This window comes from Kitasatospora sp. NPDC059408 (genome assembly GCF_042751525.1).
Classification (GTDB): domain Bacteria; phylum Actinomycetota; class Actinomycetes; order Streptomycetales; family Streptomycetaceae; genus Kitasatospora.
Genome location: NZ_JBHYWI010000010.1, coordinates 22276 through 43351 on the forward strand (window position 1 = coordinate 22276; position 21076 = coordinate 43351).

Below are 21076 nucleotides of genomic sequence, written 5' to 3' on the forward strand. Positions count from 1 at the left end.
TGACCCCCATGCTGATGGACGACGTGCTCGCCCCGGAGCGCCCCGGCAGCGTCCCGATGAACTTCCGCTGCGACGGCCGGTGGATCTGGACCGACACCGTCACCTACTACCTGCACCGCTACGGGCTCGCCCCCGAGCCGGGGCTGCTCGCGCACGTCCGGGAGCGGGTCGCGGCGGGCGAGGGGCCCGGGGAGCTCGCGCCGGAGGTGCAGGAGCGGGCGGTGGCGCAGCTGCTGGCACCGCCGGAGGCGGGTCAGGAGCCGGTGTGGGAGGTCGGCCAGGGCAGTTGAGGCTGTGCACGGCTAACGGCCCCCGGGCGGTGAGGAGTTCACCGGCCGGGGGCCGTTCGCCGTCTCGGGGAGGGGTCAGCCGGAGTGGCGTCCGCGGCGGCGTTCGCGGGCCAGGCCGAGGGCGACGCCGCCCGCGATCATGGTGCCGCCGGCGACCGTCAGCATGGTGGACAGGCCCTCGGAGCCGGTCGCGGCCAGGCTGCTGCCGGAGGGCCCGGCTGCCGCGGCCGCGGCGCTGCTGTGGGGGGGCGGACGGCGCGGCCGTGGCCGAACCGGTCGCCGTCGCCGTACCGGTGGGCGAGGCGGCCGGTGCGGGCCCGACTGCCGCGGGGGCCGTCGCCTTGGCGGTCGTGCTCGGCTTCGGCGCCGGGGTGCCGGGCGGGGCCGTGGCCGGGCCGCCGGTGGGTGCCGGGTCGGGGGCAGGCGCGGGGGCGGCGCCGCCGCGCTCGGCGACCTGCTGGGCGTACAGGCTCTCGGGCTGCACGGGGGTGCCGGTGGAGACGAGGACGCCGGTCTGGCGGCCCTCGACCGGCGTGCCCCGGGTGCCGAAGGCCCAGTTGTGCGCGGTGGGCGGGTTCTCCACGCCGTAGTAGCCGACGTCGGCGTTCCACATGACCTGGTTGGCGCCGGCCCAGCCCTGGCCGGAGCCCGCGTTGGCGCGGTTGGTCAGCGCGAGGTCGTCGCTCGGGCCGCGCGAGTGGAGCATCGTGATGTCGTCGTACAGGGTGCCGGTGGCCCAGCGCTGGTGCGGGCCCGCGTCCAGGCGGAACCCGCCGGTGTTGTCCGAGGTGCAGTGCGAGAACACGTTGGGCCCGGCCACCCGGGCCCCGGTCAGCCACGCGTGGACGTTGCTGCCGCTCACCTTGCAGTTGACGACGAGGCTCTGCTGGCCGTCGATGCTGTACGCGCCGGGCTGGGCGAACGGCGCGCGCTGCGGGACGGCGTGCTCCATGCCGGTCGCGCTGGTGTCGGCGACGGTGACGCGGGACGCGGTGGCGCCGATCGAGCCGACGCCCGCGCCGAACCGGTCGGCGGCGATGTCGCGCGCCCAGGCGTCCTGCACGGCGGCGAAGTCCACGAAGCGGCTCGCGAAGTAGCCGTGCTCGTCGTAGCCGGGGGCGGACGTGAAGGCCGAGCCGTCGGCGCTGAAGCCCTCCACGCCGACCTGCGAGATCCGGCCCGGGAAGTCGTAGGCCCACACCTTGGCGTGGGTGTACTGCTTCTCCAGGGCGTTGGTCAGCGGGATGTCGAGCGTGACCCTGTTGCCGTCGACCGCGGTGACGGTGCGCTGGAACTGCAGGCCGTCGTTGGGGGTCCACGGCTTGGACGGCGTGCCGTCCGGGCGCGGCGGGATGCTGTCCATGCCGACGGCCTTGATCCACGCGTCCTCCTGCGGGCGCTGGACGACGATCTGCTGGCCCGCCTTCAGGCCCGCCGCCGAGTCCAGCGTCAGCGTCGTCGCGCCCACCGGGACGTAGTCGTCGGTGACGGCGTGCTCGGCGCCGCTCTTCTGCGGCGCGCCCTCGCCGGCGAGCTCGACCAGCGGCCGGGGCTCGCCCGAGGCGACCAGCTTCGTCCCGCTGCTCCCGCTGCCCGCGCCGCGCAGCACCACGCCGGACGCCTTGATCCGCAGCGCCTTGCCGACCCGGAACGTGCCCGCCGACAGCATCACGGCGCCGCGCAGCCCGTCCGGGCCGGCCGGCATCGCGGCGACCTTGTCGAGCGCCTGCTGGATCCGGTCGGCGTCGTCGCCGGAGGGGGCCGGGTCCAGCGTGACGGCGACCTTCGCGGTCGGCAGCGGCTGGGCGCCGTTGCGGTAGCCGGCGTACGAGAAGTCGGGGACCCGGTTGCCCTGCGCGTCGTGCCCGTACACCAGGCGGCCGTTGGCGACGTGCAGCCAGTCCGTCCCGCCCGCGGCCGGTGCGTCCGGTGCATCCGGCGCGGAGCTCCCGGGGGCGGCGGGACGCGGGGCGGCGGCGAGGGCGGCCGGTGCCGCCCAGGCGGCGGCCAGTCCGGCGAAGGCGGAGACGGCGACGGCTGCGCGCAGCGCGGCGCGCCGGCCGGCACGGTCGTGGGACATGGACTCTCCTCGGTCGGGGCCTGAAAAACCTCGACAGGGTGAACGCCCCGCCGTGGCCCGGCGGTTCAGCGGCCCGGCGGGAGGGCGGCCGTGAACGGGCGAAAGTTCCGGCTCCCGGGGTGAACCGTGGGCCGGGCTCCGTCCGTGCACCGTGGCGGAGGCTCCGGCGGCACGGCGTCGGCGCCTCGCGGGAACGGGACACGGGACAACGGGAACCCGACGGGAGCCAGGGAGCTGTGGTGGGCACGAGCCAGGAAACGAACGGCGGCGCATCGACCGGGTACCGGCTGCCGGCGGTGGCCTGGGGGATGGACGAGGGCGGGGCGGAGGGCACGAGCGCTGCGGCGCCGGTGGCCCAGCCCGCTCCTGCCCCTGCCTCCGCTGCGCTGCCCGCCCCTGCGGCGGCTGGCCGACCCGGTGTTCCCGCCGCCGCCCGCCTGGTCGCGCTCAAGCGCGCCATCGCGCAGGCCCCCGCCCGGGCGGCGAGGACACTCGCCTCGGTCGCCCCCCATGCCGCCGGCCCGGCCGCCACCGGGACCGGCACCAGCTCCACCGCGCCTGCGGAGCCCGCCGCGCCGGCCGCGCCCGCCTCGACCGACGAGGCCGGCGCGCTCGAACCGGCAGGGGAGCGCGCCGGCCGCCGACGGGTGCCCCGCCCGGCCGTCGCCGCGGCCGCCGTCGGCGTCGTACTGATGGGCCTCCCGCTCGTGATGGGCCGGGGCGAGGTCGGCACCGACGCCGTCGAGCAGCTCGGCGGCACCGGAACGAGCCGCCCCGACGCGCCCGCGCCGGAGCCCGACGCGCCCGGCACCCCGCCCGGCACCCCCGCCGCCACGGCCTCCCCGACCAGCGGGCCCGCGAGCCCGAGCGGGGCGCCGACCGACCCGGCCGCGACCCCCGCCCCGGGCACGCCCGCCCCCGGGACGCCCGACCAGCAGCCCGCCCCGCCCGCCCCGGCCGCCGCTGCCGTCGCGGGCGCACCGATCGCCCAGGCCGGCGGCCCGGCCCCCGCCGTCCGCGCCGGGAACGGCGCCGCCGACCGCCCCGCCGCCGGTGCCCAGCCCGGCACCGCGCCGCAGGCCCCGGCACAGCCCGCCCCCGTCCAGCCCCCCGCTCAACCGTCCGCCCCACAGCCGCCGCAGCAACCCCAGCAGCCGCCCGCGGCCGTGCCCCCGCCGGCTCCGCCCGCCCCGCCGTCCTACACCGGCTACGCCGGACCGGGCTGCGCCTCGTCGAGCACCGGCTACAGCGAGAACGGCCACTCGGCCGGCTCCCGCGACTGGGTCACCAACCACGACGGTGGCACCGACTGCGGCGGCGACTACACGTCCGTCCCCATGTCCGGCGACCGCAGCAAGGACGACGGCAACTCGGTGGTCTGGACGTTCTTCGCGAGCCCCGTCACCAGCGGCAGCTGCCGCATCTCCGTCTACATCCCGAACAACGGCGACATCAAGGCGGTCGGCGGCGCCCCCGCCTACTACACCGTGCAGAACGGCACCAGCCCCGGCAGCGGCACGATCGGCTCGTTCTCGATCAACCAGCCGCAGCACCAAGGCCAGTGGGTCAGCGCCGGCACCTACCAGCTCGGCGGCGGCCGGATCGCCGTCATGCTGCACACCCGCGGCATCGACTGGGGCGGCACCGCCGGCGCCCACCTCGCCGCCTCCACCGTGAAGGCCGACTGCACCGGATGACCCGCACGACCCGCCCGCAGGGCACGAAGCAAGCAGACGAAAGGGAAGGCGAGCCATGTCGCGCCATGTGCTGACGGTGTGCCAGGAGCAGGGGGCCGGCGGCACCTACCGCACGATCGGCGAGGCCCTGGAGGCCGCCCGCGCCGGAGCCGTCATCTCCGTCCGCCCCGGGCGGTACGAGGAGAACCTGGTGATCACCAAGATGGTCACCATCGCCGCCGAGGACGTCCGCGGCACCGTCCGGGTGACCCCGCGGCGCGGCTGCGTCGTCCAGGTCGTCGCCGAGGCCGTCCAGCTCACCGGCCTCGTCCTGCACGGCCAGGACGACGAACTGCCCGCCGTCGACGTCCCCCGCGGCCAGGCCGCCCTCCAGGACTGCGAGGTCGTCGGCAACTCCTGGACCGCCGTCCTCACCCGCCAGCAGGGCGCTCTCGCCATGCGCGGCTGCCGCATCGTCAACTCGGCCGGCGCCGGCATCGTCGAGACCTCCACCGGCGCCAGCGTCATCGAGGACACCGTCATCGAACACCTCGGCACCTCCGCCCTCGTGATCGGCGAGGGCGCCAACCCCGTCGTCCGCAACTGCGTCATGCGCGACGCCCGCGGCAACGGCATCTGCGCCAACGGCGAGGCCCGCGGCAGCATCGAGGACTGCGAGATCTCCACCACCGACAAGCCCGCGATCGCCCTGGAGGAGCACAGCACCACCCGCGTGCTGCGCACCACCGTCCGAGACGCCGCCCTCGGCGTCTACGTCGGCTCCGCCGCCCGCGTGCTCCTGGAGGACTGCACCGTCACCGCCACCACCGGCCACGGCATCGTGCTCGGCAACGGCACCGACCCGCTGCTGCGCCGCTGCCGCGCGGTGCGCACCCGCGGCCACGGCATCCACGTCACCGGCCGCGCCCGCGGCACCTTCGAGGACTGCGAGGTGACCGGCGCCGAGGGCGTCGGCGTCCGCGTCGACGACTGCGCGGGACCGGCCTTCACCGGGCTCGCCGTGCGCGACTGCGGCGACACCGGCGTCGACCTCGGCGGCGAGAGCGCCGCAGAACTCGTGCGCCTGGAGGTCAGCGACGCCGGCGGCAGCGGCGTGCGGATCGCCGAGGGCGCCAACCCCCTGCTGCGCCGGATCACCGTCACCTCCGCGCGCGGCAACGGCGTCGAGGCGGTCCGGGACGGCCGCGGCCGCCTGGAGGACTCCACCGTGCTCGCCGCCGGCCGCACCGGGGTCATGATCGCCGACGGCGCCAACACCTTCGTCGGCGGCACCACCGTGCGCGGCACCGGAGGCGTCGGCGTGCACGTCGGCGCGGGCGGCGTCGCCACCCTGCGCGACTGCGACGTGGCCGAGTCCACCGAGGACGGCCTCGCCGTCGACGACGGCGGCGACCTCACCTGCACCCGTGTCCGGGCCCGCGCCAACGGCCGCCACGGCATCCGGATCGGGGCCGGCGCCCGCGCGGCCCTGACCAGGTTGGAGGCGGTCGACAACTCGGCCGACGGCATCCGCGTCGACTCCACCGACGCCGTCCGCGCGACCGGCTGCACCGCCACCGGCAACCGCGGCTCCGGCCTGCGGCAGACCACTCCCAGCACCCGCCTGTCCGTGGAGAACCTGCAGAGCCGCGAGAACGGCCACCCCGACGCGCACGGCTCGGCGAGCGCCGACGCCGGTGTGTCGCGGGCGGCCGGGGTGGCCGCCGCTCCGGGCGAGCCCGTCCGGGCCGAGGAGGGCGCGCCGGCGCCCGCGTCCGCCGCACAGGGGCCGCTGGAGGTCCTGGAGAACCTCGTCGGTCTCGCGGCGGTGAAGGAGCAGGTCGCCACGCTGGTGAACCTCAACCGGCTGGCCCGCCGCCGCGAACTCGCCGGCATGCCCGCCCTCCCGATGAGCCGCCACCTGATCTTCGCCGGGCCCCCGGGCACCGGCAAGACCACCGTCGCCCGCCTCTACGGCAGCATCCTGGCCGAACTCGGCGTCCTGCGCAGCGGCCACCTGACCGAGGTCGCGCGCGCCGACCTCGTCGCGGCCATCGTCGGCGGCACGGCGCTCAAGACCACCGAGGTGTTCAACGAGGCGCTCGGCGGCGTCCTGTTCATCGACGAGGCCTACACGCTCTCCGCCGGGGCCGGCGGCAACGGCCCCGACTTCGGGCGGGAGGCCATCGACACCCTCGTGAAGCTGATGGAGGACCACCGGGACGACATCGTGGTGATCGTCGCCGGCTACTCCGCCGAGATGACCGACTTCCTCGCCTCCAACCCCGGCCTCGCCTCCCGCTTCAGCCGCACCGTGGAGTTCGCCAACTACGCGGTCGACGAGCTCGTCACCATCGTTCAGAAGGCGGCCACCGGCCACGGCTACCAACTCGCCGACGGCACCGGGGAAGCGCTCACCACGCTCTTCGAACGGATGCCCAAGGGACCGGACTTCGGCAACGGCCGGTCGGCCCGCAAGGTCTTCGAGGAGATGGTCGACCGGCAGGCCACCCGGCTCGCCCGGCAGCCCGAGATCGCCGACGAGGACCTCGCTCTGCTCGTCGCGGCCGACACCGGCGTCGAGGCGGCCGGTGTGGCCGAGGCCGCGGACAGCACCGTGATCCTCGACGAACTGCGGGCCATGGTCGGCCTGCCCGCCGCCAAGGAGCAGGTCGAGGACCTCGTCAACCTCATCACCCAGGTCCGCCGCCGCGAGGAGGCGGGCCTGCCCACCGCCGCGATCAGCCACCACCTCGTCTTCGCCGGCCCGCCCGGCACCGGCAAGACCACCGTCGCCCGCCTCTACGGCCGCCTGCTCGCCGAGCTCGGCGTCCTGCCGGGCGGCCAGCTCGTCGAGACCGCCCGCGCCGACCTCGTCGGCCGCTACGTCGGCCACACCGCCCAGCTCACCCGCGAGGCCTTCGAACGCGCCCGCGGTGGCGTCCTGTTCGTCGACGAGGCCTACACGCTGACCCCGCGCGGCGGGGCCGGCAACGACTTCGGGCAGGAGGCCGTCGACACGCTGATGAAGCTGATGGAGGACCACCGCGACGAGGTGGTGGTCATCGTCGCCGGCTACGAGGACGAGATGCGCGGGTTCCTCGCCTCCAACCCCGGCCTCGCCTCCCGCTTCTCCCGCCAGGTCGAGTTCGAGCACTACACGGACGACGAACTCGTCACCATCGTCGGCCTCCACGCCGAGAAGGCCGGCTACGTGCTCGCCCCGGAGACGGTGGCCGCCCTCACCGGGACGTTCGCCTCGATGCCGCGCGACCGCACCTTCGGCAACGGCCGCACGGCCCGCCAGACCCTGGAGGGCATGATCACCCGCCAGGCCGGCCGCCTCAGCCGCCTCGACGTCGCCGATCTCGCCGACCTCAGCCTGCTGCTGCCGCAGGACGTCGCGCCGGCCCGGACGGGAAGTGCGGTGTGAGGCGGCGGCGGACGGGGGGCGTGCTGCCCGGGGCGCCGGCCGGGCGCGGAGGTGCGGTCGGCGGTTGGTCGGGTGCGGGGTCGTCGGCGTCGTCGTCGGGTCGGCCGGCCGGCCTCGGCGCGGGTCTCCGTCGATGGGCGCGGGCCGTCGGTCCGCGGGACTCCTCGGGTGGCGCGGCGTGAGCGGGCGGCGGTGGGCCGGGGCCGCGTTCGCCGGCGCGCTGCTGGCCGCCGCCCCTCCGGCGGTGGCGGCGCCCACGCCCGGGGCGGACCCGCCCCCGCTGACGCAGACCCGGCAGGACGTCCAGCGCAACGGGTGCCTCAAGCCCTCCGACCGGCCCGCCGACGCACCGAGTTGGTCGCAGAGGGCGCTGCGGCCGGAGGAGGCCTGGCCGATGAGCCGCGGTGCCGGGGTGACGGTCGCCGTCGTCGGATCGGGGGTCGACGCCGGATCGCCCGCCCTGGCCGGGCGGTTGCAGCTCGGGCCGCGGCTCTACGGCCCCGGCGACGCGGGCCGCGACTGCGTCGGCCACGGCACCTTCGCGGCCGGGCTGGTGGCCGGGCGCAGCACCGTCGACGGCGGTGCCTCCGGGCTCGCGCCGGACGCCCACGTGCTGGCGGTGGCGGTCACCGACGACGCCGGGTCGACGACCCCGGACCTGCTGGCGTCCGGGATCCGCGCGGCGGTCGACAAGGGCGCCAGGGTTGTCGCGGTGGTGGTGCCCGTCCCCGGGGCGAGCGACGCCCTGAGCGAGGCGGTCACGTACGCGGCGGCGCACGGTTCGCTGGTCGTCGCGCCCGTCGCCCCGGACGCGCGGGGCGGCAGCAGTGCCGCGGTGTTCCCGGCCTCCTACCCGGGCGTGCTCGCGGTGGCGTCGACCGGTCCCGGCGGGCCGGCCGGCGGCACCCTGGACGGACGCGTGGACCTGGCCGCACCCGGCGAGGGCGTCACCGGCACCGGGCCCGGCGGCGGCCTGTTCACGGCCTCAGGACCGGGCTGCGCCACCGCCTACGTGGCCGGTACGGCGGCGCTGGTGCTGGCGCTGCGGCCGGACCTGACGCCGGAGCAACTCGTGCGCCGTCTGGAGACGACCGCCTACCGCCCGGGCACCCGCCTCCCGGACGCCGGGGTGGGCTACGGCACCGTCGACCCGGTGGCGGCCGTGACCGCCTCCTGGCCCGCGGCCGCCCACCGGACCGCCGCGGCCGCCGACCCGGTGGTGGTCACCCCGGGCCCGGACCGCTCGGGCACCTGGCGGGCGTTGGCGGTCGCGGCCGGCAGCGCGGGCGTGATGGTGCTGGTGGGCTTCGGCGGCCTGACCGTCCGCCTGGGCCGCCGCCGCGGCGGGGTGTGAGACCCGCCGCCGACCGGCCGGCGTTCCGGCCCGCCTACGGGATCGTCAGCACCTGGCCGACGTCGATCAGGTCCGGGTCGTCGATGCCGCTGGCGGTGGCGATGTCGCGGTAGCGGTCACCGTCGCCGTAGAAGCGCTCGGCGACGGCCCACAGGGTGTCGCCGGGCTCGACCGTGTAGGTGCGCGCCGCGGGGATGGCCGGGGGCGGGGTCACGGCCTCGGCGACCGGTGCCGCGGCCGCCGGCTCCGGAGCGGCGACGGGGTTGTCGGTTCCGGTGTCCGACGCCCACAGCGCGCCGCCGTCCTTGCCGTACAGCACCACGTTGCGGTCGGCCTGTACCACCAGCCGGTCGGCGTCCCGGCCGTTGGTGTCGGTGGCCCACACCGCGCCGTCGCCGTCGTAGAGCACGAAGTTGCCGTCGTCCTGGAGCACGGCCCGCTGGACGCCCTTGTCGTCGGTGTCGGAGGCCCAGACGACGGCGCCCGGCTCGGAGAGGACCAGATTGCCGTCGTGCTGCAGCGTCAGGGTGTAGGCACCGCCCTGGAGGGAGTGGCCGAGACCGAGTTCGTCGCCCACGCGCAGCGTGTCACCCATGGATGTTCCTTTCGGGGGAGGGGATTGCGCCGTCAGAGTGGCACGGCGGTGTGACGGCCGAGGTCAGCAGAAACGGTCCTGCACGCGGGATTTCACCCGAACGAGATCCCCGGACCCGACCGCCGCCCGGAGACGTTTGCGTACCGATGGTCCCCGAGGTCGGTACCGTCCAACGGTTCCCACCTGCGGGGCGACGCGGAGCTGAACAATCGCGAGCATGTTATCCGTTCAACTACACGGACGTAGAGCAACGAGGCGCGAGCACGGGTGAGGTGGACTCCGATGGCGACGACGGTGGACCGCGGCGACGGCAGGCCGGCCGTCACGGGGAGCGGACGGCGGGAGGACGAGGAGACGGCGCGGCGGCTGATCGCCTCCTGGCTGGCCGAGGCCGTCGAGGACGTCCCCGGGCCGGCGGCGGCCCCGTACGGGTGGCAGGTGCCCGCGGCGGCGGCCCGGGACGTCGTGGCGGTGGCCCGGCGGCTGGCCGTCCAGGGGCTGGCCGGGCGGCCCTGGCCGGTGCCGACGGCCGCGCACCTGCTGCTGGCCCGGGCCCTGGTGACGGACGAACACCCGTCGGCGGCCGCCTGGACCGAGCGTGAGCGGACCGAGCTCGCGGGCTGGGTCGCGGTCCTCGTGCAGCGCTTCGGGGAGGACGGCGTCCAGCGCCTCACGGCGGCCCTCGCCGCCCGCCGCTGACGGAAGAGGACGCACGGCCAACGCCCGCCAACGTGCGCCAACGCCCGCCAACGGCCGTCCGCCGGGACCCGTTGGCGGATCGTTGGCCGGACGTTGGCGGCGGCTGGGACGGTTTTCCCGTCAGGGCGAGGCCCCGGGGACCGCACCAGCGCAAGGATCCCGCCGCTCCTCGCCGATGCCGTAGCACCGGAGCGAAGGACAGACGCCGTGGCCGTGGAAGCCGCCGCTTCCCCCGAAGGCGCCCCGCAGGGCACCGACCAGCCCTCCCGGGGGCGTGCGACCCTCGACCAGGACACCCTGGCGGAGCTGTACCGCCTGCACGGTCCGTACCTGATGCGGGCCCTGCTGAGAGTCACCAGCGGTGACCGCGGCAAGGCCGAGGACATCCTGCAGGAGACCCTGCTGCGCGCCTGGCAGAACCCGGCCGCGATCCAGCGGGGCCTGGAGCAGAGCCGGCCGTGGCTGTTCACGGTGGCCCGCCGGATCGCGATCGACCACTTCCGGATGGCCACCGCGCGCGTACAGGAGGTGGCCGACGAGTCACCAGAGGAGCACGCCGGCACCCACGACCCGTACGACGAACTGCTCGCCGCCCGGGACATGGCCTCGGCCCTGGCGGAGCTCCAGCCGCACCACCGGGACGTGCTGGTGGAACTGCACCTGAAGGGCCGCTCGATGGTGGAGGCCGCGCAGGTGCTCGGCGTCGCGGTGGGGACGGTGAAGTCCCGCAGCTTCTACGCGGTGCGTGCGCTGCGGCCGATACTGGAGGCGAGGGGCATGGGCATCGCGGTGTGAGCCTCTGGCGCGATCGGTTCTGCTGTCACCTGATGGCGCGGGCGTGGACGGTCAGTTGAAGAAGGGGTCGTCCACGACGTGGGCCCAGCCGCCGTCCGGCCGGCGCCGGAGGATCTCCGTCGTCGTGGAGATCACCGGCTCGGGGCCGGCGCCCGTCAGGGTGGCGGTGTTCGACACCAGGGCGATGTCGTCCACCTGCCGGATCTCGCGCAGTTGGAGCTTGAGGCGGGCGCCGCTGTCGATCAGCTGTTGCAGGGCCGTCCGGATGGCCTCGGTGCCCACCAGGTGGGTTCCGGGGGCGGGGACGAAGTGCGCGCGCGGCTCGTACAGCGACACCAGGCCCTCGATGTCACCCGCCTCCAGGTACTCCGTGAACAGGGCCCCCACTTGCTCGGGCGTCTCCGCACGGCGCCGGGCGACGGCACCGACGGGCTTGTCCCCCCAGCCCGCGCCGGCGAGCAGGTCGTACCACGTGGGCTGGGCGCCATGGGGCAGGTGGTGGCGCAGCAGTGCTCCCGGGAACGTCAACGGAGATGCCTTCTGCGGCCTGGACTTGGCCTGGTCGACGATCGCGTCGCTCAGCGCGTAGCCCAGGTCCATGCGGGGGAGGAGGGCGTGCACGTCGTCGGCGAGGCCGGCCGGAAGGCTCTCGCGCCGGACTCCGAGGATGTCGGTGCCGATGCCCTCCTGGGCCAGTCGCACCTCTGCGCCCTTGCGCGCGGCGATGCCATCGGAGGTGTGCAGCGCGATGGCGTCCCAGGCGATGGTGATGCGCCGTTCCTCGACGCCGCGTTCGCGGAGGAACGCCGCCGCGGTGTCGGCACCGTCGACCTCGAAACGCTGGTCGCCGTTGCCCTCCTCGCTCAGCCCGATGTCGTGCAGGACGCAGCTGAGGAACAGCAGTTCGTCGTCGTAATCGGCACCCGCGCGCAGATTCTGGTGCCGGGCATGGGCGCGGGCGAAGACGTAGCTGCGGACGCTGTGGAAGAAGACGAAGTCGGGCGTGGCCCTCTCCACGTAGGCGTAGGCGTCCCGGGACAGGTCCGTGTCCGGGAGGCCGAGCCGTTCGAAGACGGGCAGGGGTGCGTCGGTGGTCACGGCAGCTCTCTTTCGTGTGCGGTGGCGCGCGGCTCCGGGCGGAGCCGCTTGGGTGTCGGCGCGACGCCTGGCCGGTGGCGGATCACACCGTGCGGGTCCAGGCGGTCTCCTGGACCTGCTTGATGAGTTCCTCCGTCGCCGGTGGCCAGACGTTGCGGTACTTGCCGTGCTCGGCGCCGATGATCTCGACCATTGGTGTACTCGGTCGCGGGAGCCGGGCCGCCGGGACGGCCCTGAGTCGGCAGACCGCACTGATGCGTCCTCGCCGGACCTGTCCACAACCACCACGCCCGGCAGTGACGGCAGGAGAGGGCTTCTCGTGGTCATGAAATGACCGTAGGCGCGCGCAGGGTGAGGCCGTCAGTGGCACGAGTGCCATGCAGCGATAGAATCGTGCCATGGGAGTTCACACCTCCGGCGGCAAGCACCACGTGGTCGTGGTCGCGCTCGACAACGTCCTCGCCCTCGACGTCGGGATTCCGTTGCAGGTCTTCGGAAGCTGGCCGGACGGGCCGTACTCGATGACGGTGTGCACGGAACGGCCCGGCCTGGTGCCGATGAACGGCGGCCCGGCGCTGTCCGTCGCCGACGGGCTGAACGCCCTCCGGCCCGCGGACACCGTGATCGTCCCCGGGTACCTGGAACCCGACCCGCCTTCCGCCGCGGTCACCGCCGCGCTCGCACAGGCGGCCGCCCGCGGCAGCCGGATGGTGTCCATCTGCTCGGGAGCATTCGCCCTGGCCGCCGCCGGCCTGCTCGACGGCCGCCGGGCCACCACACACTGGCGCTACGCCGCAGAGCTGGCCAGGCGGCACCCGCAGGTGACGGTGCAACCGCACGAGCTGTACATCGATGAAGGCCAGGTGCTGACCTCGGGCGGAGTCGCCGCGGGCCTCGACCTGTCCTTGCACCTCATCCGCCGCGATTACGGCGCCCGCCTCGCGAACCAGCGGGCCCGGCTGCTGGTCACCGCCCCCCACCGCACCGGCGGCCAGACCCAGTTCGCCGACCTGCCGGTGGCCCCGGACGCCTCCGGCGCGACGATGCCGGTGTACGAGTGGGCCCTGCGCCACCTGCACCAGCCGCTCACCGTCGACCAGTTGGCGCGCCGGGCCGGCATGTCCCGCCGCACGCTCATCCGTCGCTTCCACTCCGACACCGGCCGGCCGCCGATGAGTTGGCTGCTCGACGCAAGGCTCGGCCTCGCACGGGAACTCTTGGAATCGAGCGACCTGACGGTCGAAGCCGTCGCACGGCGCTGCGGCCTGGGCACGCCGGCCAACTTCCGGACCCTGTTCAAGGCGCACGTCGGGGTACCGCCAAGCACCTACCGCGAGACGTTCAACTCAGCTGCTGTAGCTGGTCGTTGACCCGTCCTTCCGGGCAGGCCGCCGGTTGCGGCCACGAAGCGGACAGCAGGTCGGCGCCGGCGGCCAAATATTGCGTGCCACGCATATGTGCGTGGCACGCAATCTTTGCTACCGTCGTTCCATGGGGCTGCGAGAACGGAAGAAGGCCGAGACGCGCGCCGCGCTCAGTTGGGCGGCACTACGGCTGGTCGTCGAGCGAGGGCTCGACAACGTCAAGGTGGAGGACATCGCCGAGGCCGCCGGTGTCTCGCCGCGCACGTTCAACAACTACTTCTCCAGCAAGGGCGAGGCGATCGTCGCGCGCCACCTCGACCGTTGCCTGCGCATCGCGGAAGCGCTGCGCGAGGGCCCGGCAGAGCCGCTGTGGGACGCGATCACCCGGGCTGTGCTGCCGCAGTTCGAACCGGACGGCGCAGCGGTCGCTCACCCGGTTCCGGACGCGCGGAAGTGGACGGCAGGCGTGCGCATGATGGTCGCCGAACCGGCCCTGCAAGGCGAGATGCTGCGGGCCGGGGCCATGGCCGAGGCCGAGATCGCCGCGGCCATCGCCCACCGCACCGGTACCGACCTGGAACAGGACCTGTACCCGCACCTTGTCGCGTCCGCAGTCATGGCCGCGACCAACACCGCCATGGCACACCACCTCCGCACGGATCCGCCGGTACCGGTTGAGCACTTGCTCACGGATGCCCTCGCCCGAATCGCGGCGGGTCTGCCGACTCCCTAGCAATCCGTTGCGGACGGAAAGCCCGGCGGCCGGTCGGGCCGATGTCCCCTGCCCGGAAAAGGACTCTGCCCATGATCGACGTCATCATCGCTGGCGCCGGACCGAACGGTCTGATGCTGGCCTGCGAACTCGCCCTGGCCGGCGCGCGTCCGCTCGTCCTGGAACGCCTCACCGAACCGTCCGGCGAGCAGCGCGCGAACGGCCTGGTCGGCCAGGTCGTCCGGATGCTCGACCGGCGTGGATTGTACGAGCGGCTGACCGCACCCGGTGCCACCCCCGAGCCGGCGCCCGGGTTCGTGTTCGGCGCGTTCCCGCTCGACCTGAAGGACCTGCCGGACAACCCGCTCTACACGTTGATGGTGCCGCAGCGCAGGGTGGAGCAGATGCTCGCCGAGCGCGCGGCCGAACTGGGCGTCGAGGTCCGCCGCGGTCACGAGGTCACCGGCCTGACGCAGGGCGAGGACTCGGTGACGGTCGAGCTGCGCGGGCGGGAGTCGATGGAGGCGGCGTTCCTGGTCGGAGCCGATGGCGGACACAGTACGGTCCGCAGGCTCACCGGCATCGGGTTCCCCGGCGTGACCGCGGATGACTCGGTGTCTCGTACCGGACACGTGAGCGTGCCCTCGGAGATGGTCGGTGCCGATGGCGGCCTGGTCGTCCCCGATTTCGGTGTCATACCGCCGTTTCGGCACCTGCGCACCGAGCGCGGCCTGATCACCTGGGCACCGTTCCCGGCCGGCGCTCCGCTGATCAGCACGACGGAGTGGGACCAGCCGGCCGAGGGCGAGGCTTCACTCGACGAACTCCGGGTCAGTGCCTGCCGGGTGCTCGGCGCGGACCTGCCGCTCCACCCGCCGACCGGAGCGGGACCGCACATGATGCGGCGGCTGTTCGGCGGCAACACCCGGATCGCGTCGCAGTACCGCGCGGGCCGGGTGTTCCTGCTCGGTGACGCCGCACACGTGCACTCGGCGATCGGTGGCCCGGGGCTGAATCTGGGCCTGCAGGATGCGGTCAACCTCGGTTGGAAGCTGGCCGCGGAATTGCGCGGCCGCGCGCCGGAGGGGCTGCTGGACACCTACGAGCTGGAGCGGTCCCCGGTGGCGCGGCGGGTCGCCATGCACACGCAGGCGCAGTCGCAACTGATGCGCCCGGGCGCCGATGTGACGGCGTTGCGTGAACTGTTCGGCGAGCTGCTCGCCCAGCCCGCGACCCGGCAGCACGTCGCGAACCTGCTGTCCGGCGCGGACATCACCTACGACATGGGGTCGGCAACCGGACCGCTGGTGGGCCGGTGGGCGCCGGACCTGCCGGGCCTGCGCGAACTCACCCGCACCGGCCGCCCGCTCCTCCTGGACCCCACCGGCACCCTCGACGCGGGCGTTTGGGCGTCGCACGTCGACACCGTGACGGTCCCGGACCTCGATACCGCACTGCTTCTCCGGCCCGACTGCTACGTCGCCTGGCAGGGCACCACGAACGATGGCCTGCACGAAGCGCTGGGTGTCTGGTTCAGGGCGGCCTGAACAGCACGCCCGGCGGGGCCGGTTGCGTTCCGTGCCCTCAGGCTCCGATCGCGGAGATCCGCGCCGCGAGTTCGGCGGCGCCCCGGGTGTCGCCGGACTCCGCGCAGAACTCCTCTGCCCGGCCCAGGTGTTCGGCCGCCTCCCGGGCGCGTCCGACGCTCAGGAGGAAGTCCGCGTACCGCTGCTCGACCGCGGCCGCCAGGTGCAGCGCCCCGCTGGCCCGGCAGCGTTCGGCGGCCTCCTGCCAGGCCCGTTCCGACTCGTCGTGGCGGCCGAGGAGCCGCAGGGCTTCGGCCTCGTCGGCGAGCGCGAAGAGGTGGAAGGTGGCGTGCGGGTGTGCGGCCAGCAGCCGCTGGGCCTCGTGGGCGTGGCGCAGCGCCGCCGGTCCGTCGCCGACGAGTGCGGCGAGCGTGGCCGCGTTGGCGAGGACGGCGGCGCCGGCCTCGTGGAGGCCCAGGTCGTCCAGCCGGCGCACGGCGGCGTCGGAGAGTTCGCGGGCCTCGGCGAGGTCGCCGTGGTCGGCGAGGGCGGCGGCCAGCACGGCCATCGTGTAGATCTGGGCCGGACCGTCGTGGTGCCGGGCGCGGTCGGCGGCGCGGCGGGCGAGGGCGAGGGCCTCGACGGGCCGCCGCTTTCCGCTGAGCGCCCGTGCGGTGGCGGCCTCGACGAGGGCGGTGGCGACCGGGTCGCCGGTGCGGGTGGCGGCGGTGAGGCCGTGCCGCAGGCAGTCGAGGCGGTCGGTGAGCCGTCCGGCGCCGAAGTAGAGGCAGTTGGCGAGGAAGGCGAGCCGCCACGAGCGGTCGCCCTCGCCGGCCCGGGCGCCGGCGGCGACGAGGGCGCGGACGGTGGGCTCCTCGGTGCGGAACCAGTCGAGGGCGGTGCGGACGTCCGGCAGGTGGGGCAGGTCGGGCGGCGGGAACGCGACCGGCTGTTCGAACTCGGTGAGGTGCGGCTGGAGCCGGCTCGCACCGGCCATCGCGGCGGTGAGGTAGTAGTCGAGCAGCCGGACGAGGGCGGCGTGGCGCCGGGCGGGCGGGTCGCCGTCGAGCAGCTCGCGGCCGTAGAGCCGGACGAGGTCGTGGCGGCCGTAGCGGCCGGGGGCGGTCTCGGTGAGCAGGTGGTGGGCGGCGAGTTCGCCGAGGGCGCCGCGGACCTCGGCCGGGCGGGCCTCCAGCAGTGCGGCGGCGGCGGGCACGTCGATCTCCGGCCCGGGGTGGACGGCCAGCAGGGCGACGAGCCGGGCGGCGGTCGGGGGCAGGCGGCGCAGCGTCAGGTTGAGGGCGGAGCGCACGCTGACGCCGCCCTGGGCGTCGAGTGCGGGCAGCCGGGTGCGCTCGTCCTCGGCCTCGGCGACGAGGTCGGCGACGCTCCAGGCGGGCTGGGCGGCGAGGCGGGCGGCGGCGATCCGCAGGGCGAGCGGCAGGTGGTCGCAGAGCCCGGCCAGCCGTCGGGCGGCGACGGGTTCGGCGGCGAGGCGCTCCACGCCGAGCACCTGGGAGAGCAGTGCGAGGGCGTCGGTCTGGGGCAGGGGTTCGAGGCGCAGCAGGGCGGCGCCCTCGGTGACGACCAGGTCCTCCAGGGTGTGCCGGCTGGTGACGACGGTGGCGCTGCGAGGCCCTGCGGGCAGGAGTTCGGTGACGTCCTCGGCGCTGCGGACGTTGTCGAGGAGCACCAGCAGTTCGCGCTCGGCGGTGAGCGCGCGGTAGAGGGCGCCGCGTCGGGCGTGGTCCTCGGGGATCTCGGCCTCGGCGAGTCCGAGGGCGCGCAGGAACCGGCCGAGCACCTCGGCGGGTTCGCTGGGGCGGGCGGGGTCGAAGCCGCGCAGGTCGCAGTGGAGGTGTCCGTCGCGGAAGCCGCCGGCGGCGGTGTGGGCCCAGCGGACGGCGGTCGCGGTCTTGCCGGCGCCGGCCGCGCCGACGACGACGGCGAGCGCGTGGTCGGGACGGCCGGGGCCGCAGGCCTGGTCGAGCCAGCGCAGTTCGGCGTCGCGGCCGACGAAGCCGGCGGTCCGGCGGGGGAGCGAGCCGGTGGTGGACCGGGGGGTGGCGGCGGTGGGCCGTGCCGGGGCGGCCGGCGGATTCTCGGAGGTGCCGGTGTCCGCAGTGGCGCGCTCGTCGGCCAGGACGACGGCGAGGGCCGCCTGGAGGGCGGTGCCCGGCCACATGCCCAGCTCGGCCGCGAGGCCGGCGCGGGCGCGGTGGTAGAGGCGCAGGGCCTCGGCCGGGCGCCCGGCCTGGTGCAGGCAGCGCACGAGCAGGGCGACGGTGGGCTCCTGGAGCCAGTCGGTGTGCAGGTGCCGTTCGAGCGACGGGAGGGCGGCGGCACCCCGGCCGGTGCGCAGGAGGCGTTCCGTCCAGTCGTGCAGGGCCTGCTCGCGGGCGCGGTCCAACTGGTTGGCGAGGCCGTGCCGTTGCTCGGTGGCGGGCAGGTCGGCGAGGGCTGGCCCGTCCCAGAGGGCGAGGGCCTGCCCGAGCAGGGCGGCCGCGGCTTCGTCGTCGGGTTCGTCGGCGGCGCGGGTGGTGAGCGTGGTGAAGCGGTGGATGTCGACGCACTCGCGGTCGCCGTCGAGGAGGTAGCCGGGCGCCTGGGTGTGCAGGGTCAGGGGCGTGCCGTGCAGGTGCTTGCGCAGCGCGGCGATGTGCCCCTGGAGCGCGGCCTTCGCCTGGATCGGGGGCTCGTCGTCCCACAGCAGGCCGTAGAACCGCTCGATCCGGACGCACCGGCCCAGCTCCAGCGCCAGCAGGGCCAGCACCGCGCGGCGCTTGGCCCCGGCGACCGGCACCGTGCGGCCGTCCGCGGCCCTCAGCTCGGTGGGCCCGAGCAGCCGAATGCGCATGCGCTCCCCATGTCCGCCGCGTCCCGGCGGAGGAGCCGGGGCGGTCATTCAATCATCCTGTCCAGCATGTGAGTCTACGCGCGTCGATATGGGGCGATGGCCACCCTGCGGAGCGGCGGAGATGCCGTGGGCACGATGAGCCCAAGGTGAACTCCGGGCGAACCTTGAGTGTTGACCATTGGCCGTCGGAGTGCTCCAAATCTCTTTCTGTGCACGGTAGTTGTATTACTTAACCAATGGATTCGGGCACTTGGACGAAGATCGAACCACTTCGTATCCTCAGGCCGTTCCGTCCGTCCTCGGGTACTCAGGGAGTTGGGTGTGCGCGTCCGGCTGCTGGGCCGCGTCGAAGTCCACTGTCCGCAGGGGCGCCCCGTCGGCCTGACGGGTGCCCGTCGGCGCGCCGTGCTCTCGTTGCTTGCCAGCGAGCTCAACGGCCACGTCACGGTGGACCGGCTGCTCGACACCGTGTGGGAGGGCGCGCCGCCGCCCACCGCGCGCGCTGCCCTCCAGGGGCACGTGTCCGCCGTCCGCCGCAGCCTCTGCGAGGGCCTGACCCTCCTGACCAGGGCTCAGGGCTACGTCCTCGTCGGCGAGCCCGACCTCGTCGACGCCAAGCGCTTCGAACGGCTCAGCGCCGCCGCCGAGGACGCCGCCGACACCGAGCGGTCCATCGCGCTGCTGCGCGAGGCCCTGGACCTCTGGGACGGGCCCGCCCTCAGCGACTGCGGGTCGCGCGTCCTGACCGAGACCGCCGGCCGGCGGCTCGACACCGCCCGCGCGCTCGCCGTCGAGCGGCTCGCCGAGCGGCTGCTGACCGTCGGCCGCGGTGCCGACGCCCTCGACGACCTCCAGGCCGCCGTCGCGGCCGACCCGCTGCGCGAACCCGCCGCGGCCCTGCTCATCCGCTGCCTCCACCAGGCCGGCCGGCCCGCCGACGCGCGCCTCGCGTTGGCGCGGTTCCACGAGCGGCTCGCGAGCCGGGGGCTGGCACCGGGCCACCTCCTGCGGCAGGCTGCCGACGCCGTGGCCGTTCCGGCGGTCCGTGCGTCTGCTTCCGCGGCCCCGCCCGCCCCGGCGCCCGGTGCCGCGCTGCCGCGCACCGGCACCGGCCTCGTCGGCCGCGCCGTGGAACTGCGGCGCCTCGACGAAGCGGCCCGCCGCGCCGACGGCCGCCCGGTGCTCGTCACCGGCGTCGCCGGCGCCGGCAAGACCAGCCTCGTCCTGCACTGGGCGCACGCCCGCGCCGACCGGTTCCCCGACGGCCGCGTCCACGTCGACCTCCGCGGCTTCGGCGAGGAGGAGCCCCTCACCACCGCCGAGGCCCTCGACGTCGTCCTCGCCCGGCTCGGTGTTCCGGCCGCCGAACGCCCCGCCGACCCCGGCCGCGCGGGCGCGCTGCTGCGCAAGCTGACCGAGGGTCGCCGGCTCCTGCTCGTCCTCGACGGTGCCCGCTCCGCGGAACAGGTCGAGCCGCTCCTGCCCTGCGCGCCCGAGCCCGTGGTCGTCATCACCAGCCGCTCCCGGCTGACCGACCTCGTGGTCAGCGAGGCCGCCATCCCGTTGCCCGTCGGCGGCCTGCCGGAGGACGAGGCCGTCGAACTCCTCGGCCGCGTCGTCGGCGCCGAACGCGTCGCCGCCGACCCCGCCGCCGCCCGCCGCCTGGCCGCCCTGTGCGACCGGCTGCCGCTCGCCCTGCGGGTCGCCGGCGCCCGACTCGCCTCCCGCCCGGGCTGGGTCCTCGGCGACGTCGTGCACGAGATGTCCGACGAGCGCACCGGCCTCGCCGCCCTCGCCACCGGCGGCGCCCTCGGCATCGCCGCCGCACTCGGCCGGACCGTCCGCGCCCTGCCCGCCGAAGCCCGCCGCCTGTTCGCCCTCTCCGGCCTCCACCCCGGCGGCGCCCTCGACAGCGCGGCCGGGGCCGCCCTCGCCGACGTCACCCGCGCGCGGGCCCGGGAACTCCTCGCCGAGCTCGACGCGGCCCACCTCGTCCAGGAAGCCTCCCCCGGCCGCTTCCGCAGCGACCGCCTCGCCCGCCTCTACGCCGCCGAACTCGCGGCCGAGCTCCCCGCCGCCGACCGCGCCGCTGCCGTCCGCCGCCTGCTCGACCACACCGTCGACGCCGCCACGGCCGCGCTGGCGCCGCTCGCGGATGCCATCCCGCCGCAGAGCATCTCGGCGAGGGCGTTCGAAACCGCCGAGCAGGAGCTGGAGCTGGCCCGGAGACTGGTCGGTGAACTGACCCGCCAGGTCTCGGAACGCGCCACGGCCGAACGCGAGACGTGCACCGGGCCGGGGGTCCTCGTGGACAGGCTGAGCCGAACCCTGGCCGGGATCCGCCCGGCGCCGACCCCCGAGCCGTGGCCCGACCACGCGGAGCCCGATCCGCTGGACCGCCTGCTGGCCGACCTGCTGCGCGCCGCCCCCGAGGTGGTGCACGCGAAGCCCGCCGAGGTCCGTGTGGCCGTCGCGGCGGATGCCCGGACACCGGGGGCGAGGCCCGGCGGGCCACCCGAGTCCGGCTGATCCGCGCTCTCGCCGGCACACAGCGCGCCCGCGGTTGATCGGGGTCTCGGAGGCCGCGGCGAGGAAAG

General features: G+C 75.4%; 13 protein-coding genes. 9 read left to right on the forward strand and 4 right to left on the reverse strand.

Translation table 11 applies throughout. The features are described from left to right. Positions 1–99 precede the first annotated feature (99 nt). A complete protein-coding gene (locus ACFXDE_RS09365; protein WP_380492469.1) occupies positions 100–2370 on the reverse strand; it encodes a hypothetical protein in 2271 nt (756 codons plus the stop codon). A 239-nt stretch (positions 2371–2609) separates the two neighbouring features. Between ACFXDE_RS09365 and ACFXDE_RS09370 the strand changes: the two genes are divergently transcribed. The 3 genes from ACFXDE_RS09370 to ACFXDE_RS09380 all read left to right on the forward strand — a co-directional run bounded on the left by ACFXDE_RS09370 (position 2610) and on the right by ACFXDE_RS09380 (position 8833). Then, on the forward strand, positions 2610–4067 hold the full coding sequence (locus ACFXDE_RS09370; protein WP_380492471.1) for a hypothetical protein: 1458 nt from the start codon (positions 2610–2612) through the stop codon (positions 4065–4067). A gap of 55 nt (positions 4068–4122) precedes the next feature. Continuing rightward, positions 4123–7479 (forward strand): right-handed parallel beta-helix repeat-containing protein, encoded by a 3357-nt coding sequence (locus tag ACFXDE_RS09375; protein ID WP_380492473.1) that lies wholly within the window; start codon positions 4123–4125, stop codon positions 7477–7479. Between the two features lie 178 nt (positions 7480–7657). After that, positions 7658–8833, forward strand: coding sequence for a S8 family serine peptidase (locus tag ACFXDE_RS09380; protein WP_380492474.1), 1176 nt, complete (start codon positions 7658–7660; stop codon positions 8831–8833). Positions 8834–8867: 34 nt separating this feature from the next. Here ACFXDE_RS09380 and ACFXDE_RS09385 read toward each other — a convergent pair whose 3' ends face one another. Continuing rightward, positions 8868–9428, reverse strand: a complete 561-nt coding sequence (locus ACFXDE_RS09385; RefSeq protein ID WP_380492476.1) for a LysM peptidoglycan-binding domain-containing protein — start codon at positions 9426–9428, stop codon at positions 8868–8870. Between the two features lie 282 nt (positions 9429–9710). Between ACFXDE_RS09385 and ACFXDE_RS09390 the strand changes: the two genes are divergently transcribed. After that, positions 9711–10127 carry a hypothetical protein gene (locus tag ACFXDE_RS09390; protein ID WP_380492478.1) on the forward strand — a complete coding sequence of 139 codons (417 nt, stop codon included), beginning with the start codon at positions 9711–9713 and terminating at the stop codon, positions 10125–10127. A gap of 207 nt (positions 10128–10334) precedes the next feature. Further along, on the forward strand, positions 10335–10922 hold the full coding sequence (locus ACFXDE_RS09395) for a sigma-70 family RNA polymerase sigma factor (protein WP_380492480.1): 588 nt from the start codon (positions 10335–10337) through the stop codon (positions 10920–10922). Between the two features lie 51 nt (positions 10923–10973). On the opposite strand, the gene ACFXDE_RS09400 is transcribed toward ACFXDE_RS09395, so the two are convergent. Next, positions 10974–12020, reverse strand: a complete 1047-nt coding sequence (locus ACFXDE_RS09400) for a nuclear transport factor 2 family protein (RefSeq protein ID WP_380492482.1) — start codon at positions 12018–12020, stop codon at positions 10974–10976. Positions 12021–12418: 398 nt separating this feature from the next. On the opposite strand from ACFXDE_RS09400, the gene ACFXDE_RS09405 reads away from it, so the two are divergent. From ACFXDE_RS09405 to ACFXDE_RS09415, 3 genes are all read left to right on the forward strand, one after another. After that, complete coding sequence (locus ACFXDE_RS09405) at positions 12419–13390, forward strand: GlxA family transcriptional regulator (protein WP_380492483.1); 972 nt, start codon at positions 12419–12421, stop codon at positions 13388–13390. Positions 13391–13511: 121 nt separating this feature from the next. Further along, complete coding sequence (locus tag ACFXDE_RS09410) at positions 13512–14117, forward strand: TetR family transcriptional regulator (RefSeq protein ID WP_380492485.1); 606 nt, start codon at positions 13512–13514, stop codon at positions 14115–14117. A gap of 71 nt (positions 14118–14188) precedes the next feature. Beyond that, complete coding sequence (locus tag ACFXDE_RS09415) at positions 14189–15643, forward strand: FAD-dependent monooxygenase (protein WP_380492487.1); 1455 nt, start codon at positions 14189–14191, stop codon at positions 15641–15643. A 37-nt stretch (positions 15644–15680) separates the two neighbouring features. Here ACFXDE_RS09415 and ACFXDE_RS09420 read toward each other — a convergent pair whose 3' ends face one another. Beyond that, a complete protein-coding gene (locus ACFXDE_RS09420) occupies positions 15681–18479 on the reverse strand; it encodes a BTAD domain-containing putative transcriptional regulator (RefSeq protein ID WP_380492489.1) in 2799 nt (932 codons plus the stop codon). 321 nt (positions 18480–18800) lie between these two features. Between ACFXDE_RS09420 and ACFXDE_RS09425 the strand changes: the two genes are divergently transcribed. Then, positions 18801–21008, forward strand: a complete 2208-nt coding sequence (locus tag ACFXDE_RS09425) for a BTAD domain-containing putative transcriptional regulator (RefSeq protein ID WP_380492491.1) — start codon at positions 18801–18803, stop codon at positions 21006–21008. The last annotated feature ends 68 nt before the right edge of the window (positions 21009–21076 follow it).

Bases quoted from the DNA above. Each gene is read 5' to 3' on its own strand.
- ACFXDE_RS09365 (WP_380492469.1), bottom strand. From the start codon at position 2,370: ATGTCCCACGACCGTGCCGGCCGGCGCGCCGCGCTGCGCGCAGCCGTC.
- ACFXDE_RS09375 (WP_380492473.1), top strand. From the start codon at position 4,123: ATGTCGCGCCATGTGCTGACGGTGTGCCAGGAGCAGGGGGCCGGCGGC.
- ACFXDE_RS09385 (WP_380492476.1), bottom strand. From the start codon at position 9,428: ATGGGTGACACGCTGCGCGTGGGCGACGAACTCGGTCTCGGCCACTCC.
- ACFXDE_RS09390 (WP_380492478.1), top strand. From the start codon at position 9,711: ATGGCGACGACGGTGGACCGCGGCGACGGCAGGCCGGCCGTCACGGGG.
- ACFXDE_RS09405 (WP_380492483.1), top strand. From the start codon at position 12,419: ATGGGAGTTCACACCTCCGGCGGCAAGCACCACGTGGTCGTGGTCGCG.
- ACFXDE_RS09410 (WP_380492485.1), top strand. From the start codon at position 13,512: ATGGGGCTGCGAGAACGGAAGAAGGCCGAGACGCGCGCCGCGCTCAGT.
- ACFXDE_RS09415 (WP_380492487.1), top strand. From the start codon at position 14,189: ATGATCGACGTCATCATCGCTGGCGCCGGACCGAACGGTCTGATGCTG.
- ACFXDE_RS09420 (WP_380492489.1), bottom strand. From the start codon at position 18,479: ATGCGCATTCGGCTGCTCGGGCCCACCGAGCTGAGGGCCGCGGACGGC.